Here is a 16,253-nt window from a genome sequence, read left to right on the forward strand (position 1 = left end):
TATGGCAAAAACAAATTCATTACCAATAATAATTCTTTGTATGGCACCTCTATTGATTTGTTTCTCCATCGTATTATCGATCTTATATGGTGCCAAAAATATAGATTCCATAACGGTATGGAATGCCATTTTCCACTATGACTCTAGTAACGTTGACCATACGATCATTATGGCCTCTCGCTTGCCTAGAGTTTTGGGTGCCCTTCTCGTCGGGGGATTTTTAGCCATATCAGGAGCACTCATGCAGGGGATGACAAGAAATTATCTTGCATCCCCTTCAATTATGGGAGTGACGGATGGCTCTGCGTTCGTGATTACACTTTGTATGGTATTTGCTCCGGGTATGTCTTCATTCCAAATGATCCTCTTTTCCATGCTAGGTTCTGCATTGGGAGCCGGAATTGTCTTTGGTTTTGGGTCGCTGCTTCCAAATGGATTATCACCCGTTCGATTGGCCATTATTGGAACTGTGATCGGGACATTTTTAAGCAGTATTTCGGCTGCCATAGCATCCTATTTCCAAGTTTCCCAGGGTGTAAGTTTTTGGTACAATTCGAGATTGCACCAGATTGATCCCAATGTACTAAAATTGGCGTTACCATGTGGAATGTTGGGAATCATCCTCGCCTTATTCATCTCAAAATCTATTACGATATTATCTTTAGGCGAAGAAATTTCCATCAATTTAGGACAGCGCACAAAATTAGTAAAAGCTATCGCCCTCCTTTCCGTCATCTGCTTAACGGGAATAGCAGTGGCGCTTGTAGGGAAAATCGGTTTTGTTGGACTTATCATCCCCCACATCACCCGGTTTTTAATTGGGATCGATTATAGGTGGATCGTTCCATGTGCAGGGGTAATTGGTGCGGTTTTTCTAGCTCTGTGCGATGTCTTGAGCCGGTTTGTTAATTATCCATTCGAAACCCCCATCGGAGTCGTTACTTCCCTAATCGGCATTCCTTTCTTCCTGTACTTAATAAGAACGAGAGGAGGAGAAAAGAATGGATAAGAATACACGGTTTCGCTTCACCATCACGATGACCATCATTTTATGTTTAATCGCTGTTTCAAGTTATTTGAGCTTGATATCCGGTACATTCGACATGACCGTCAAAGCTGTCCTTCAGACCTTATTCAGGGTGAATCCAGTGTCCGATTTCGATTTGGTCATCTTTGATTTCAGGCTCCCCCGCATTGTGATCGCCGGTTTGGTGGGAGTGAGCTTAGGAATTGCAGGGACTGTCATTCAAGGGGTTACGAAAAACGGCTTGGCCGATTCCGGTATTCTCGGTATTAATGCCGGTGCTGGGACAGCCATTGTCATTTTCATGTTTTTCTATCAAGGTCAAAACAGCGGCTCGGATTGGTTCTCCATTATGAGTTTTCCTCTATTCGGTTTGGTGGGCGGACTTTTGGCAGCCCTATTGATTTTCCTTTTCTCTTGGAAGAACGGCACCCTGGACATGGGTCGCCTGTTACTGACCGGGATTGCCATAGGTTCGGCGTTTGGTGCCCTTTCCTTATATTTATCATTAAAAATGAAATCGACCGATTTTGAAATGGCAACGGTTTGGCTGTCAGGAACGATCTATGATGCCAACTGGAAATACATCGCATCCATGTTACCATGGATGATAGTCCTGATTCCGATCATTAAGAAAAAGGCTTATTTACTTGATTTGTATCAGTTGGAAGAATCAAGTGTTAAAAGTTTGGGGATTTCAGTAGAAAAGGAAACGATCATCCTTTTACTCTGTAGCATCGGATTGGTGGGCGCCTCCGTTTCCGTATCGGGAAATATCGGTTTCATAGGTTTAATGGCTCCCCACATAGCGAAGCACCTTGTAGGTATCCATCACAATCAGGTCATCCCAGTATCGGGAGCAATTGGCGCATTGCTGGTGATCGTATCCGATTTTATCGCAAAAACCGTTTTTGCACCGGCTGAACTGCCAGTCGGGATCATCATCTCGATTATTGGTGTCCCATATTTTCTTTATTTACTAATTAAAGCTAAAGCGTAGAAGGAGCGATGATCAGTGAGTATTCTCCGTATGGAAAATCTAGAAACGAATTACGAGAAATTCACGGTATTCAAAGACTTGAATTTGGAAATAAAGGAAGGCCTGGTCACTACCATCATTGGCCCTAATGGCTGTGGTAAATCTACCTTACTGAAAACGATAGGCCGTATTCTAAAACAAAAGAGCGGAAGCGTTTTTTTACAAGGACAGGATTTACATAAGATCCATACTAAGCAGATTGCCAAGCAGCTGGCGTTACTTCCCCAAAACCCGGTTGCACCAGCCCAATTGAAGGTAGAGGAACTTATTTCATATGGAAGGTATCCGCACCGCAATAATGTAAATAAACTAACGAAAGAAGATAAAGAAACGATTGAATGGGCCATGGATATCACTAAAACCCTTTCATTTCGAAACCGGCAAATCGCCAATCTATCCGGCGGTCAAAGACAAAAGGTTTGGCTGGCAATGGCTTTAGCACAGAAAACGGAGATTTTATTATTGGATGAGCCGACCACCTATCTTGATATGGCTCATCAACTAGAGGTTTTGCAAATAGTTGAAAAGCTTAATAAAGAACAAAAAATAACGACTGTCATGGTATTGCACGATATAAACCATGCGTCTCGGTTTTCACATGAAATCATAACGATGAAGGAAGGAGAAATCATTAAAACCGGTACCCCGGGCGAAATCATTACTCCTGCCGTTTTAGAAGAAGTCTTTCGTATTCATGCAAGGGTGATGATAGATCCTGCCAATGGGGCACCCGTTTGTTTTGGTTATGACAATTTATTACAGAAAGAAGTATATAAAGAAGCTGTTTCATCCCATTAAAAGCTGTGGTTCGGAAAACGTTTTATACCCTTAGTAGATTGGAGGATCCATGACTGCCCGCGGAAAGCGATTCTCTTGAGCGGTACTCAACACCAAATTGTAAGCCATAAAAAAACTGCAGTTCAACTCGCTTTTTTTTGAGTTTGTCTACAGTCTAAAGTCTAAAGGGATGTCGACAAGTCGACACCCCTTTTTTTACAGATTTATAGTTTTTCCAACTGGATGATATCCGCTGTATTTTGTTGCTGCATCCCTGGCTTTTGCAATTTCACTGCCGTTCCTTCAGGTAAGTTAGTGAATATAATAGGAGTAATCGTTGATGGTGCATTCCGTTTTATAAAATCTAAATCAATTTCCAAAAGAGGTGTTCCTTTTGTTATCCTTTGACCTTCTTGCACAAGAGATGTAAACCCTTCTCCATTTAATTTAACTGTATCCAAGCCAACGTGGATCAGAATTTCCAGGCCATTATCCATTTTCAATCCCAGTGCATGATTTGTCGGGAAGATACTTAGGACTTCCCCATCGATTGGGGATACTAGTTTTCCGTTGACTGGCTCGATAGCAAAGCCATCCCCCATCATTTTCATAGCAAACACTTGATCGGGAACTTGTTCGATCGGTAAAACGTTTCCTTCAATTGGAAGGACAAAGTCATTTACACCTAAATCTTGATTTTCTTCCATTCTATCCTCTGCCACTTGTGCAGATGGACTTGTTTTTACTTGGCTTGGGTCAACGCCATTCTTGATAAGTTGTTTCATCGCATTTGCAACGAATTCAACATTCGTTCCAACAATGACCTGCACACTCGATTTATTTAACTTCATGACACCGCGCGCACCATGCCTTTTTAAGGCTGCTTCATTCACATCTCCTGAATCGGCCACTTGTAAACGTAAGCGTGTTGCACAGTTATCAATTAGCATTATATTCTCTCTGCCGCCAAGATCTTGAATGAACAGCGATCCCATATCGGTATATTTATCCCCTGTTTTCACAATAGTTTCTTCTTCCACAACTTCTTCATCGTCTTCACGGCCAGGTGTTTTTAAATCCATGATCTTGATGACAAAATAGAAAATCACGAAGTAAACGGCCGCGTATACTAAGCCAATCGGTATTAACCATAGTGGTTTTTGCGCTATACCAAAGTTCAAGAAATAATCAATGGCTCCTGCGGAGAATCCAAAACCATGATGGATGTCCAATATGACGGCCAATGCCAGAGAAACCCCGGTTAAAAGGGCATGTATTACATATAACACCGGTGCGATGAACATGAACAGAAATTCAATGGGTTCAGTGATTCCTGTAAGGAAAGAAGTGAAAGCTAACCCAACAAGCATCCCCGTCACCAATTTGCGTTTCTCTTTCTTAGCAGCTGCAATCATCGCTAATGCTGCAGCTGGAAGGCCGAACATCATGATCGGGAAAAAGCCGGTCATGAATGGCCCCGCAGTCGGGTCCCCTGCGAAGAAACGATTTATATCACCTGTCGCTCCATTGTATTCACCAAAAACGAACCAAACCATACTATTCAAGACATGATGCAATCCTACCGGAAGCAATAAGCGATTCAATACGCCGAATACGCCGGCACCCAATGCCCCTGCACCTGTAATCCAGTCGCCGACACTATTAATTACATCTTGAATCGGCGGCCAAACAAAACCGAATATTCCCGCAAGTATGATCATCATAAGCGAAGTGATGATCGGGACAAATCGTTTCCCTGAAAAGAATCCAAGCCATTCGGGGAGTCTAATGTCGGAGTATCTATTATACAGAAGAGCTGCAACTATACCCGATATAATACCGCCTAAAACAGCCATGTTGATATCTTTATTAATCGCTTGTGTACCATTCGTTAAAACAAAGTAACCAACAAGACCTGCTAATGCCGCTGCACCGCTTCCATCTTTAGATAATCCAATCGCTATACCTAAAGCGAACAATATGGCAAGGTTATCAAAAATCGCTTGTCCCGAGGCAGCCATAAAGGGAATATCAAGTAAATCCGGTTGCCCTAAACGAAGCAATAAAGCCGCTGCTGGCAAAACGGCAATCGGTAACATTAAAGCTTTCCCAATCTTTTGTAAAAAATTTAACATCGAACTCATCTCCCTTGTTCCTAACTTCTTTTAATTCAGCAGAACGAAAAGACGTATAAAGCGTTTTCATTTTATCAATATAATAACTTTTCTTTGGCTTATACTAGCACAGAAAACATATAGATGTCTATACCAATTCACTTGAAAATCTACTCTATTCTTCGAAAATAAAGCAAATAGGTCTTTTTTATTCTTAATACCCCTTAACTGGTCTAGACAACTTTTAATAAAAACGATAAAATGAGGGCAAAATATATGAGACCATTTCATGACTCATTCATTAAGTTTTACTTTCATAAAGGAGATTATGTATGAAAACATTCATTATTAATAATCTAATAGTTCATGGAGAAAAGGAAACATACAAAAATGGATATATTAAAGTCGTGGATGGAAAAATTGCCGAAATTGGTCCTGCCAGCCAATACAAACAGGATGATGATGCCAAGGTAATTACTCTTTCACCGGATTATCAGGTAATTCCCGGTGCCATCGACATTCATATCCACGGAGTATCCAATTCCGATGCAATGGATGCCACACATGAAGCATTATCCACAATGGCAGAGACTCTTCCAAAGGAAGGAACCACCAGCTTTCTGGCCACTACAATGACTCAATCTACCGAAGCCATTGAATCAGCACTTCTTAATGCTGGTAAATATATCAAAAATCAAACTCAAGCAACCGCCGAAATAGTTGGGATCCATTTAGAAGGTCCTTTCATTTCACCTGCCCGTAAAGGAGCACAGCCTGAGGAGTATATCGTTGATCCTGATGTCACTCTATTTAAAAGGTGGCAGGTAATGGCCGAAAATCAAATCAAGCTTGTTACGCTTGCTCCTGAACAACCAAACGGATTAGATCTTGCCGCTCACTTAAGGGAAACTGGCGTCGTCGCTTCCATTGGACATTCAGATGCAACATATGACCAGATAGATGAAGCTATACAGGCAGGGACTACCCACGTTACACATCTTTATAATGGTATGCGTGGACTCCATCACCGCGAACCTGGTGTTTTGGGAGCTGCTTATCTTCGAGACGAGCTATATGTTGAACTTATTGCTGACGGCATTCACTGCAGGCCGGAAATGGTGAAGCTGGCATATAACCAGATTACCAGTGAACGCATGATCTTGATTACGGACTCGCTTCGTGCCAAATGGCTTGAAAAGGGAACCTATGATTTAGGTGGTCAGCCTGTGTATGTTAACGAAACGAAAGCAACGCTTTCAAACGGTACACTAGCAGGCAGTATATTGAAGATGAATGATGCCATCAAGAACACATTAGAGTATACCGATTGTTCCATGACTGACATTATAAAAATGACAGCAGAAAACCCTGCCAAACAGCTTCGGGTATTTGACAGAAAAGGAAGCATCCAGGTCGGCAAAGACGCCGATCTTGTAATATTGAATGACTGCCTGGACGTTGAAATGACGTTCTGCAGAGGAAATTTAGCTTTTAAAAAGGAGAATGTATCATGAAAATCATACAAGTGCAGGACTATATGGAAATGAGCCGGACAGCTGCAGAAATGGTGATCGGAAAACTCAAAGCAAATTCAAATATCAAATTGGGCCTTGCAACAGGCGGTACCCCTAAAGGAATGTACGATAACTTGATTGATGATCACGTGCGTAATCATACTTCTTATGAAAATGTAACGTCTTTTAATCTTGATGAGTATATCGGATTAAAATCAAATGATCCAAACAGTTACCATTATTATATGGATGACTCCTTATTCACTCACATCAATATAAATAAAGAGCGCACTCACCTACCAAACGGCACAGCCGATGACACCAACGGAGAATGTAAACGGTATGACGAAATGATTGATTCCGTGGGAGGGATCGATCTTCAGATACTTGGTATAGGGCAAAATGGCCATATTGGTTTTAATGAACCTGGAACTTCCTTCACATCCGGTACACATGTCGTAACACTTGAAGATTCAACGCGCCAAGCGAATGCTCGTTATTTCGATTCCATTGACGAAGTTCCTACACATGCCATTACGATGGGCATTTCAACAATCATGAAAAGCCAAGAAATTCTGCTGCTGATATCTGGTGATGAAAAAGCCGAAACCTTGAAGAAATTGATACACGGTGACATTTCCGAGGAATTCCCTGCATCTATCCTTAAAAAACATAATAGTGTTACAATTATCGCAGACCAAAAAGCGTTATCCGGAGTGATAATACCCTAAAAGGAGCGAAAGTCGATGATTGATAAAAACTCACCTCTTCCGATTTATTTTCAAATCGAAGAACAAATAAAAAGACAAATAGAAAACGGTGAGTTCCAAGCGCACGATGCCCTTCCATCTGAACGTGAATATGCCGAGCAATTCGAAATTAGCCGGATGACCGTCCGGCAAGCCATCAATAATTTGGTGAATGACGGATACTTATACCGTCAAAAAGGAAGGGGAACCTTTGTCGCCGACAAGAAGTTGGAGCAGCAGCTCAATGGGTTGACCAGTTTTACCGAGGACATGAAAGCCAGGGGATTAAATCCAAGCAGTAAGCTGCTGAGCTTTGAAATCATTCCGGCTGATAAGAAAATTGCCAGTGAATTGAACATTGCCCTTTATGCTCCCGTTTATGAAATAAAACGCATTCGTTTGGCTGATGATGTTCCAATGGCACTCGAGACCGTGTACATGTCTGCCAATTTAATTAAAGGATTAACGGAAGAAATTATAAACCTTTCCCTTTACCAATATGTAGAGAATTACATTAAACTTAAAATAGACTATGCTACACAAACATTGGAATCATCGATTGCTTCTGAACTAGAAGTCACCCATTTAGCGATTCCAAAGCACTCACCCATACTATTTATTCAAAGGCATACGTTCCTAATAGATGGAACTCCCCTTGAATATGTTAAATCGGCTTATCGTGCGGACAGGTATAAGTTCACTATCACAATAAGCAGATAAAATTTAATATTTTCATCACTATAGTCTTTTAATTGCCAAAGGTAATCGGAGGGTAACACATATATGAACTCATACTTTGAAGAAGTGCAGGCATTACTCACACTTGTAAGAGAACAGGAAAAACAATCAATTAAGGAGTCTGTGGAACATATCTCAAAAGCAGTGATGTCAGATGGAATCATCCATCTATTCGGAAGCGGACACTCCCATATTTTGACGGAAGAGGTATTCTACCGGGCAGGTGGGTTAGCTGCCATTCGTCCCATTTTCGTTGAAGATTTGATGCTTTTTAAGGGAGCTTCAAGGTCTTCCCAACTTGAACGGCAAAATGACCTTTCAGAGAAATTCATGCATGATGAGAATATCCGTCCTGGTGATGTCTGTATCGTCATTTCATCATCCGGCGTAAATCCCGTTCCCATAGATGTCGCCACTATCGCAAAAGAAAAAGGGGCCTTCGTCATTGGACTAACATCACCGGAGTATGCCAAAAGCTGTCCTTCCAGGCATAAACAGAATCATTATCTCCACGACGTCGTTGATTTGGTCATAGACAATCATATTGCCAAAGGTGACACATTACTGAAGTCAAATAATATATCTTTCGGTTCTGGATCGACCGTGATCGGGGCCGTTCTCCTCAATATGATTTTTACACAAGTCATCCAAACGATTATTGAATCAGGGGCGACCCCTCCCGTATTCCTAAGCAGTAATATCGAAGGGGCAGATGAACACAATCAAAAGATCATCGCGAAATATAAAACAAGAATCCCCCAATTATGAAACGGTTTAGCCAAAAAGGAATACATAGGCTTTTATGTTCCTCATAAAAGCAGTCACGATAAATATTAAAGAAGGCATCCATTTCGGATGCCTTCTTTAACTTAAGGGGTACTTCCTATTACTCCTTATTTTTTAAAAACGGCCACCAATTCGCTTTTCCGAACGTCGCAACCATCACTGGAATAAACAATGGCAATATGACAAACGCATATAAAGCAAGTCCCACCAATATTAAAGTGGCTATTTCCAAGAGTGATAGAACTCCTGCTGGCATCATGGCCGCAAAGGTTCCGCCCAGAATGACGGCCGCCGAGATGATCACCGTTCCCATTTTTCTCATGGAGAGTAACATCGCTTCCTTGACCGATTTATCTTTCCACTCGTTAAAGCGATCCATTAAGAATATGCTATAGTCTATGCCAAGAGCAATCAAGATGACGAAAGCAAAGAAAGGAACGGCCCAGCCAATGCCGTCATAGCCGATAATATTAACAAAAATCAACTCTGTAATGGCTGCCGCTGTATAATAAGTCAAAACGAGCGACACAATCAAATAGACTGGCATGACCAGAGATCGCAGCATGAAAAAGAGAATGATTGCGATACCCGAAAGCATCAAAACGACTGTCCGTGAGAAATCCTCCTCAGACATCGTGCCCAAGTCATGATGTGTACTTGTGATTCCCCCTATCGCCACCTGCGCATTTTCAAGCTTTGTATCTTTCGTTACTCTTTCAACGGTTGCCTCAATCGAATCGATTTGCTTGATTGCTTCATTGGAATATGGATTCTCCTTGAATACCACATCCATGGTCATGATTTTACCATCTTCGGATAAGTACGCGTTCAATGCTTCCCCGAATTCCTCGCTTTCAACTACTTCTTTGGGAATGTACATGCCTGTTACCGTTTTATCCGTTTTTGCCAATCCTGATAAATACCCCTGTGCAGACGATAGACCATCATGGACTTCATTCAGACCATCTGCACTTTCATTTAAGCCATCTGTCAAATCAGTAAGTTGCCCCCCTAGGCTTGAAAAACCATTTAGGAGTTCTTGCTGCCCATTACTTAAGCTAGTAAGGCCTCCTTTAAATCCTGACAGATTATTTATGACTTCACCCTGACCATTGGCCATGGTGCTTAGACCTTTTTGTAAGGTGTCAACACCTGAAATCAATTGGTTCAGGCCCTCCCCAAGAGAAGTTTGACCCTTTGTAATTTCTTCCATATTTTGATTGATTGTATTCAAACCGCCGGACACTGAACCAAGGTTCCTATTGAGTTCGGAAAGGCTTACTGCCATGGGCTCCAAACCACCCTGGGCCCCTTGTACTGTTTGTTTGATCGTTTGAAAGGATTCATCCGCCTGTAATTCTGGATGATTGGCTTCCATTTGCTCAAAGGAAGGATTTAAACCAGCAAGACCTTGGGATACGCCCGTAAGGTTAGTTTGAATCTCTTTGTATCCGCCTGTGAGCTCACTTAACCCATTAGCTGATTGTTTATACCCTTCGAGGAGTTGTTCGCTTCCGGTGACGAGCTTCTCCAAGTTTGCCTTGACCTCATTCAATCCGGTTTTTATATCCCCAGTCCCTGAAGCCCCCTCGCGAATGCCTGCTTCAATGCTTGTTAACGCCATCTCCACCTGACCTACGCCGCTCTTTATTTCATTGGTCCCGGAAATGAGACCCCCTATTCCGTCCGTTGCCTGCTTCAAGCGCGGTCCTGAATCGGAAAGCTCACTGCCTGCCATTTTTAATCCATCACTGATTTGTTTAATGCCTTCATTTCCTTCCCCTATTCCCTTTTCCAAAGTTTCGGCTTGGTTGGAGACAAATAAGTCCTTAATGGGTTCACCTGTCGGACGGGTCATCGATCGAACTACATCGACTTCATCCACCTTGACGACTTCCTGACTGATTTTTTCAGCAAGTGCGATGTAATCTTCCGAATCCATACGTTCGTCATTTTTTATGACAATCTGTGTTGGCATGGATTGTCCCGGGCCAAATTCATCGGAAATGATATTAAATGCCATGATGGAAGGAACATCATCACCCGCTTCTTCAAGAGAGTTATAAGAAATCTTCCCATCATACATAAACAAAAAGGGAACACAGACGACTGCAACGATCATTAGCGCCAACAATGGGCGGTTCATGGAGAAGTTACCCAGAATTCCCCATAGTTTACTGTCACTATGCCTAAGCTTGCCTTTTGCCGGCCAGAATAGTTTCTTGCCAAGAACCGCCATGAAAAATGGAACGATTGTATAGAGGGCGATGATTAAAATGAAAACCCCTATGGCAACGGCAGCCGCAGATTGATAGAGCTTAAATGTGCTAAAACCAATTGCCGCAAAGCCAATCATTACGGTCAGCCCACTGAAGAAGACCGTCTTACCAGCGGTTCGGTATGTCTCCACGATGGCTTCAGGCAAGGACTCTTGTGACGATAGTTCCTCCTTGAAACGACTTAGCAGCAGGATGCAATAATCCGTCCCGATTCCAAATAAAATGCCTACCAGGAATATTTGGGTGTAAGACGAAATCGGAAAGTCCCATTTATCCACCAGGAATGAGACGATGGATTGTGAACATAAATAAGTGAAGCCTACTGTTACTAACGGAATGACCGGTGTCACCACTGAACGGAAGACTATCAGCAATACAGCCAGAATGAAGACAAGCGTGATGCCTTCAGTTTTCTTCAGCCCCTCTTGGGAATTGGTATTAAGATCTTCATCGATCATCCAGCTGCTTGTGTAATAATGCTCGACATCCACTTTTTCCAACTCTTTATAAAGGGCATCGATCACTTCCTTAGCTTCCCGGTCCCCCTTAACCATCGTGATGGATGTCAAAACGGTTGATTCATTCTCCGAGACCAACTGTTCCTTAAGCGAGGGCTCTTTAAAATGGGTCATGATCTCTTTGATGCCAAGCTCTGACTTATTCTTGTCAAGCTTTTGGATCGCTATCTCAATCTCTTTCAATTCTAAGGAAGACAACTTCTTATCACCGTGAAATACAAGAGCCACTTGTGACTCATCTTCGTTCTGGATCTCTTTCATTAGCTCATTGGCCATCCCAGATGAATACTCTGCCGGTACATCCAGCTGTCCCTTATTCCGGACAAGGTCCGCCATATTAGGTGCCGCGAACAATAAACCTGCCGTAATTGCAAACCAAGCGATAATGACCAGCCATCTTCCCTTTATGACCCCCCTCATTTATATTTCCTCCCTTCCCTCATTCTTCATTTGAATGAAAATTTGTGAAAGCCTCTCATATGTATCAAGGAATTTAACAATCTCTTCATAATCGAATTTCGTCATGACGCTCTCTACCAATTTATGAATCTTATTTTCCGTTTCCTGCAACAATGCTTCCCCCTCTATGGAAAGCTTCAAGTGAAAGACCCTTCGGTCAACCAGGTCCTGCTCCCGTTCTATCAATCCTTTGCCCTCCAGCCTGTTGATGTTGGACGTGACGGCACTCTTATTAATATAAAAGGCATCACTTATTTCCGTCGATGTACACAACCGCTGTTGTTGAATGAACCGTAAGGTATAGTATTGTTCGTTCGTCAGCACATTACAAATCTGATCTTTTATTAAAAGCTCCCCCATCTTATTGACATAGAAGGAAACCTTCATATATCGATCAATCAATCCAGAAACTTTTTCATTAGCCATCGTTGCACCTCCCAAAAAAAGTAGTTCAGTCATTTAACTATATGTAGATTACTATTGTTCTATTTATTATGTCAATCCCCCGACAGTTTATTATTTCCAGTTTAACTTATGGTAAATAAGGGAAAACCCAAAGTAAGCAAACAATCTACTATTCTAAAGGAGGAAATATAAATGACTCAATCAACTATCGAAACTCAATCGAATAGCAAGCTTTTAAAAGGGATTCTAATCGGGGGGCTTGTTGGTGGTGTGTTGACCTTGCTTGACTCCAACACAAGAAATAAAGTAAAGCGTTCAGCCGTCCTTTTAAAAGACAACTCCATGAATATGATTGAACAGGTCAAGGAAAATCCCGGCGAAATGAAGGAACAGATGATATCAGGAGTCAAAGGGGCAACGGAGACGATTAAAGAGGCAATCAATGACGTTGAAACACTATATGAAACCGTCAATGAAGACGTGGTGGGTAAAGTATCCGAGGTAAAGGATATCTCCACTGATGCCCTTGGTACAGCTAAAGACGCAACAAGTGAATTGAAAGACATCAGTTCAAAAGTGGTTGTTGCCGGTAAACAACTGAAAGAAACACCATCACAATCATTGAAATCCGATAATAATAAAGGGAAAAAAGAGAGTGATGAAATCGTTAAAAAATCAGGATTATCCAACCAAAAATCCATTTCATCCAACTTCTAATATATAAAAAAGCTGAGACATTATGCCTCAGCTTTTTTTTGTACCTTATATCACTTCACTTGATAACCTTAGTTAGAACTCTCTAATCTATTCGTTATCTCATGCTCTTTTTTTACTTCAGCTAACCAAACGGGATATTCCTCTTGTAATCTTTCAGAAAGAAGCGTTTCTTTAATTACATCTTTACTGTCATCTAAATCAGCTTTTTTTGCTTCCTTCTTACCGGTTACTTTTATGATATGGTATCCATAATCGGATTTGACTGGATCACTGACTTTATTTATATCAAGATCAAAGGCAACATCTTCAAACTCATCGACCATATCACCTTTCCCAAAATACCCTAGGCTCCCACCGTTATCGGCCGTTTCAGAATCTGTGGAATATTCCGCTGCCAATTTAGCGAAATCACCGCCCTCTGCGATTTCTTTCGCGACTTTTTTAGCCGTTTTTTCGTCTTCGACTAAAATATGACTAGCTTCCACTTGTTCCGCTTGAGCAAAAGTATCTTTATTATCTTCAAAATACGTGCTGATTTCATCTTCCGTCACGGTTATTCTCGGTTCGACCAGTTTTTTCGTTTGCAGATAAACCACGATGTCCTTTTTTAAGGCTTCCATGGAAGAACCGCTTGCTTCCAATTGCTCTTTTAACGACTTTTCATCGCCATAGGACTCAACCATGGTATCGATTTCTTTCTGGATTTCTTCATCCTTAATTTTAATTGCTGCTTTTTCCGCTTCCAATTCCACCAATTTATTGGTGATTAACAGGTCTAAAGTATCTGCCCCGTATCCCGTAACAAGCGCGTCATACAGCTCATCCTTATTGATTTTCTCGCCATCTATACTGGCCATGGTCTTATCCGTGGACGAAACCATCGCAAATGCCATGATCCCGGAAATGATTAAAATGCTCCCTGCCCAAATATATGCTTTCGTGCTTCTTAATAGTTTCATGAATACTCTCCCTTAATTTTTCTATTATGATAGCTTGGAAATATTAATTAATCCTTAAGATTTTACTGTAACCTTTAATATGTACTAACCCTATCATTATACTAACATATTTATATCCCTGCAGATATTTAGATTATTTCATTCCTTTACCAAATCACATTGTGATTTTGATTGATCATTCCAAAGGATGAAATTATACCGTTATATCGACTTTTGATATATAAGTAACAGAGGGCCAAAAACACAATAAAAAAAGCATGGTATACAGAGGGAATTCCTCCACCATGCTTTTTTATTGTGTTATTTACGATGCATCTTGAATTCAAGGAAGAGTTCATTGTAATGGGCCAAGTTTTTCTTCCCAAGGTTTTCGTACACTTCCAATTTCTTTGTCAGTTCCGGTGATGGATAGAAACGTTCATCCTTCACCACTTCTTCAGGCATATATTTCAGTGCTTCTTTATTAGGTGTCGAGTAACTTACATATTCAGCATTCTGTGCCGCAACTTTCGGGTCAAGCATGAAGTTGATGAACTGGTGAGCCGCATCGACATTTTTGGTTGTTTTCGGAATGACCATGTTATCAAACCATAAATTGGAACCCTCTTTTGGAACAACGTATTCGAGATCTTCATTTTCAGCCATGATTTCAGAAGCAACTCCCGACCAAACAAGGCCAATCGCCGCTTCCTGGGCCTCCAATAGCATGCGGCTTTCATCTCCTACTATCGCTTTAATATTCGGGGTGAGGGCATCAAGTTTGGATTTTGCCTCTTGAAGGTGGTCTTCATCCATGTCATTCAATGAATAATTCAAAGAGTTCAGACCCATGCCCATCACTTCTCTCGCCCCATCCGTCAAAAGGATTTCATTTTTTAAATCTTTATCCCATAAATCCGCCCAGGCTGTTATTTCTTTGCCACCGAGCATCTTGGAATTGTAAACAATTCCAACCGTTCCCCAGAAATATGGCACGGAATATTTATTCTCCGGATCGAATGGCAGATCGATGAATCGCTCATCGATATTTTTCAAATTCGGTAGCTTGGAATGATCCAAGGGAACCAATAAGTCTTCTTGCCTCATCTTATCGATCATATACTCAGACGGAATGGCAATATCATAAGTCGTACCGCCCTGTTCGATTTTAGTCATCATTGCCTCATTCGAATCGAACGTCTCATAAATGACCTTTATTCCTGTTTCTTCTTCAAAACGTTCGATGAGATCCGTATCGATGTAATCGCCCCAATTATAGATGGTAAGCGTATTGCTGCTCGTAAACCCCTGCGATGAATTCAATCTTGAAATCGCATATAGCAGCAAAGCGGATACGAGGGAAATGATCAATAACATTTGGACAAGCCTTTTCATCGTTTCCCCCCCATTCCCATTTGCCTTACACGTTGGGTTATAAAGTAATATACGATAACCAGCAGCAGCGTCACGACGAACAGCAATGTCGATAGTGCATTGATATTCAATGAAATCCCTCGGCGGGCCAAGGAATAGATTTCCACAGAAAGAGTGGAGAAGCCATTACCGGTCACAAAGAACGTAACCGCAAAATCATCAAGTGAATAAGTCAATGCCATAAAAAAACCAGCAAAGATACCTGGTAAGATGTATGGAAGGATGACCTTCGTCAATACATCCCACCGGCTTGCACCTAAATCTCGGGCCGCATCAATTAAAGTAGGGCTCATTTCCTGAAGTTTCGGAAGGACCAACAGCACAACGATCGGGATACTGAAGGCGATATGCGACAACAATACCGAATAGAATCCAAGCTTGATCCCGGCCATTGTGAATAAAATCAGGAAGGAAGCACCGATGATCACATCGGGACTGACGATCAATACATTATTTAATGACAATACCGTATTCTTAGCTTTACTGCTCGTAAAGGTCCGAATTCCAATCGCCCCTATCACCCCTATGATCGTTGCGATCAGTGCAGATAATAAAGCAATCACGAGTGTATTCAATACAATGATCAACAGCCTTGTATTTTGGAACAGCTCCTTGTACCACTCCATCGTGAACCCTTTAAAGTCATACATCGTTCCGCCGCTGTTAAAAGAGTAAAAGACTAAAAAGAAAATCGGTGCATAGAGTATGAGAAAAATCAAAACGAGAAACGCTTTTGATATTGGTGATAATTTATTGCCCAAT

General features: G+C 41.5%; 14 protein-coding genes. 8 read left to right on the forward strand and 6 right to left on the reverse strand.

Annotated features, from left to right (window positions below):
* Nucleotide 1 precedes the first annotated feature (1 nt).
* From IOC57_RS15680 to IOC57_RS15690, 3 genes are read left to right on the forward strand one after another with little or no spacing between them, the layout of a single operon-like run.
* On the forward strand, nt 2–1,009 hold the full coding sequence (locus tag IOC57_RS15680) for a FecCD family ABC transporter permease (protein WP_207439598.1): 1,008 nt from the start codon (nt 2–4) through the stop codon (nt 1,007–1,009).
* Nucleotides 1,002–2,024 (forward strand): FecCD family ABC transporter permease, encoded by a 1,023-nt coding sequence (locus IOC57_RS15685; RefSeq protein WP_207439599.1) that lies wholly within the window; start codon nt 1,002–1,004, stop codon nt 2,022–2,024. Before IOC57_RS15680 ends, IOC57_RS15685 begins: the two co-directional genes overlap by 8 nt.
* 15 nt (nt 2,025–2,039) lie before the next feature.
* Nucleotides 2,040–2,861, forward strand: a complete 822-nt coding sequence (locus IOC57_RS15690; protein ID WP_207439600.1) for an ABC transporter ATP-binding protein — start codon at nt 2,040–2,042, stop codon at nt 2,859–2,861.
* Nucleotides 2,862–3,064: 203 nt separating this feature from the next.
* On the opposite strand, the gene nagE is transcribed toward IOC57_RS15690, so the two are convergent.
* On the reverse strand, nt 3,065–4,975 hold the full coding sequence (gene nagE / locus IOC57_RS15695) for an N-acetylglucosamine-specific PTS transporter subunit IIBC (RefSeq protein ID WP_207439601.1): 1,911 nt from the start codon (nt 4,973–4,975) through the stop codon (nt 3,065–3,067).
* A gap of 311 nt (nt 4,976–5,286) precedes the next feature.
* Here nagE and nagA point away from each other — a divergent pair, with 311 nt between their 5' ends.
* The 4 genes from nagA (at nt 5,287) to IOC57_RS15715 (ending at nt 8,723) form a co-directional block, all read left to right on the forward strand.
* A complete protein-coding gene (gene nagA, locus IOC57_RS15700) occupies nt 5,287–6,468 on the forward strand; it encodes an N-acetylglucosamine-6-phosphate deacetylase (protein ID WP_207439602.1) in 1,182 nt (393 codons plus the stop codon).
* A complete protein-coding gene (nagB, locus tag IOC57_RS15705; RefSeq protein WP_207439603.1) occupies nt 6,465–7,199 on the forward strand; it encodes a glucosamine-6-phosphate deaminase in 735 nt (244 codons plus the stop codon). The genes nagA and nagB overlap by 4 nt, the downstream gene beginning before the upstream one ends.
* A 15-nt stretch (nt 7,200–7,214) precedes the next feature.
* Complete coding sequence (locus tag IOC57_RS15710; RefSeq protein ID WP_207439604.1) at nt 7,215–7,937, forward strand: GntR family transcriptional regulator; 723 nt, start codon at nt 7,215–7,217, stop codon at nt 7,935–7,937.
* 63 nt (nt 7,938–8,000) lie between these two features.
* Nucleotides 8,001–8,723, forward strand: a complete 723-nt coding sequence (locus tag IOC57_RS15715) for an SIS domain-containing protein (RefSeq protein ID WP_207439605.1) — start codon at nt 8,001–8,003, stop codon at nt 8,721–8,723.
* Between the two features lie 118 nt (nt 8,724–8,841).
* Here IOC57_RS15715 and IOC57_RS15720 read toward each other — a convergent pair whose 3' ends face one another.
* Nucleotides 8,842–11,958, reverse strand: a complete 3,117-nt coding sequence (locus IOC57_RS15720; protein WP_207439606.1) for an MMPL family transporter — start codon at nt 11,956–11,958, stop codon at nt 8,842–8,844.
* Nucleotides 11,959–12,423, reverse strand: coding sequence for a MarR family winged helix-turn-helix transcriptional regulator (locus IOC57_RS15725; RefSeq protein WP_207439607.1), 465 nt, complete (start codon nt 12,421–12,423; stop codon nt 11,959–11,961).
* A 171-nt stretch (nt 12,424–12,594) separates the two neighbouring features.
* On the opposite strand from IOC57_RS15725, the gene IOC57_RS15730 reads away from it, so the two are divergent.
* Nucleotides 12,595–13,119, forward strand: a complete 525-nt coding sequence (locus IOC57_RS15730; RefSeq protein WP_207439608.1) for a YtxH domain-containing protein — start codon at nt 12,595–12,597, stop codon at nt 13,117–13,119.
* A gap of 68 nt (nt 13,120–13,187) precedes the next feature.
* On the opposite strand, the gene IOC57_RS15735 is transcribed toward IOC57_RS15730, so the two are convergent.
* The 3 genes from IOC57_RS15735 to IOC57_RS15745 form a co-directional block, all read right to left on the reverse strand.
* Entirely contained in the window at nt 13,188–14,078 is an 891-nt protein-coding gene (locus IOC57_RS15735) for a peptidylprolyl isomerase (protein WP_207439609.1), read from the reverse strand.
* A gap of 300 nt (nt 14,079–14,378) precedes the next feature.
* On the reverse strand, nt 14,379–15,452 hold the full coding sequence (locus IOC57_RS15740; protein ID WP_207439610.1) for an ABC transporter substrate-binding protein: 1,074 nt from the start codon (nt 15,450–15,452) through the stop codon (nt 14,379–14,381).
* Complete coding sequence (locus IOC57_RS15745; protein WP_207439611.1) at nt 15,449–16,252, reverse strand: ABC transporter permease; 804 nt, start codon at nt 16,250–16,252, stop codon at nt 15,449–15,451. The genes IOC57_RS15740 and IOC57_RS15745 overlap by 4 nt, the downstream gene beginning before the upstream one ends.
* Between the last annotated feature and the right edge of the window lies 1 nt (nt 16,253).

It is taken from the genome of Bacillus sp. SD075, assembly GCF_017355165.1.
Taxonomy (GTDB): Bacteria; Bacillota; Bacilli; order Bacillales; family DSM-1321; genus Peribacillus.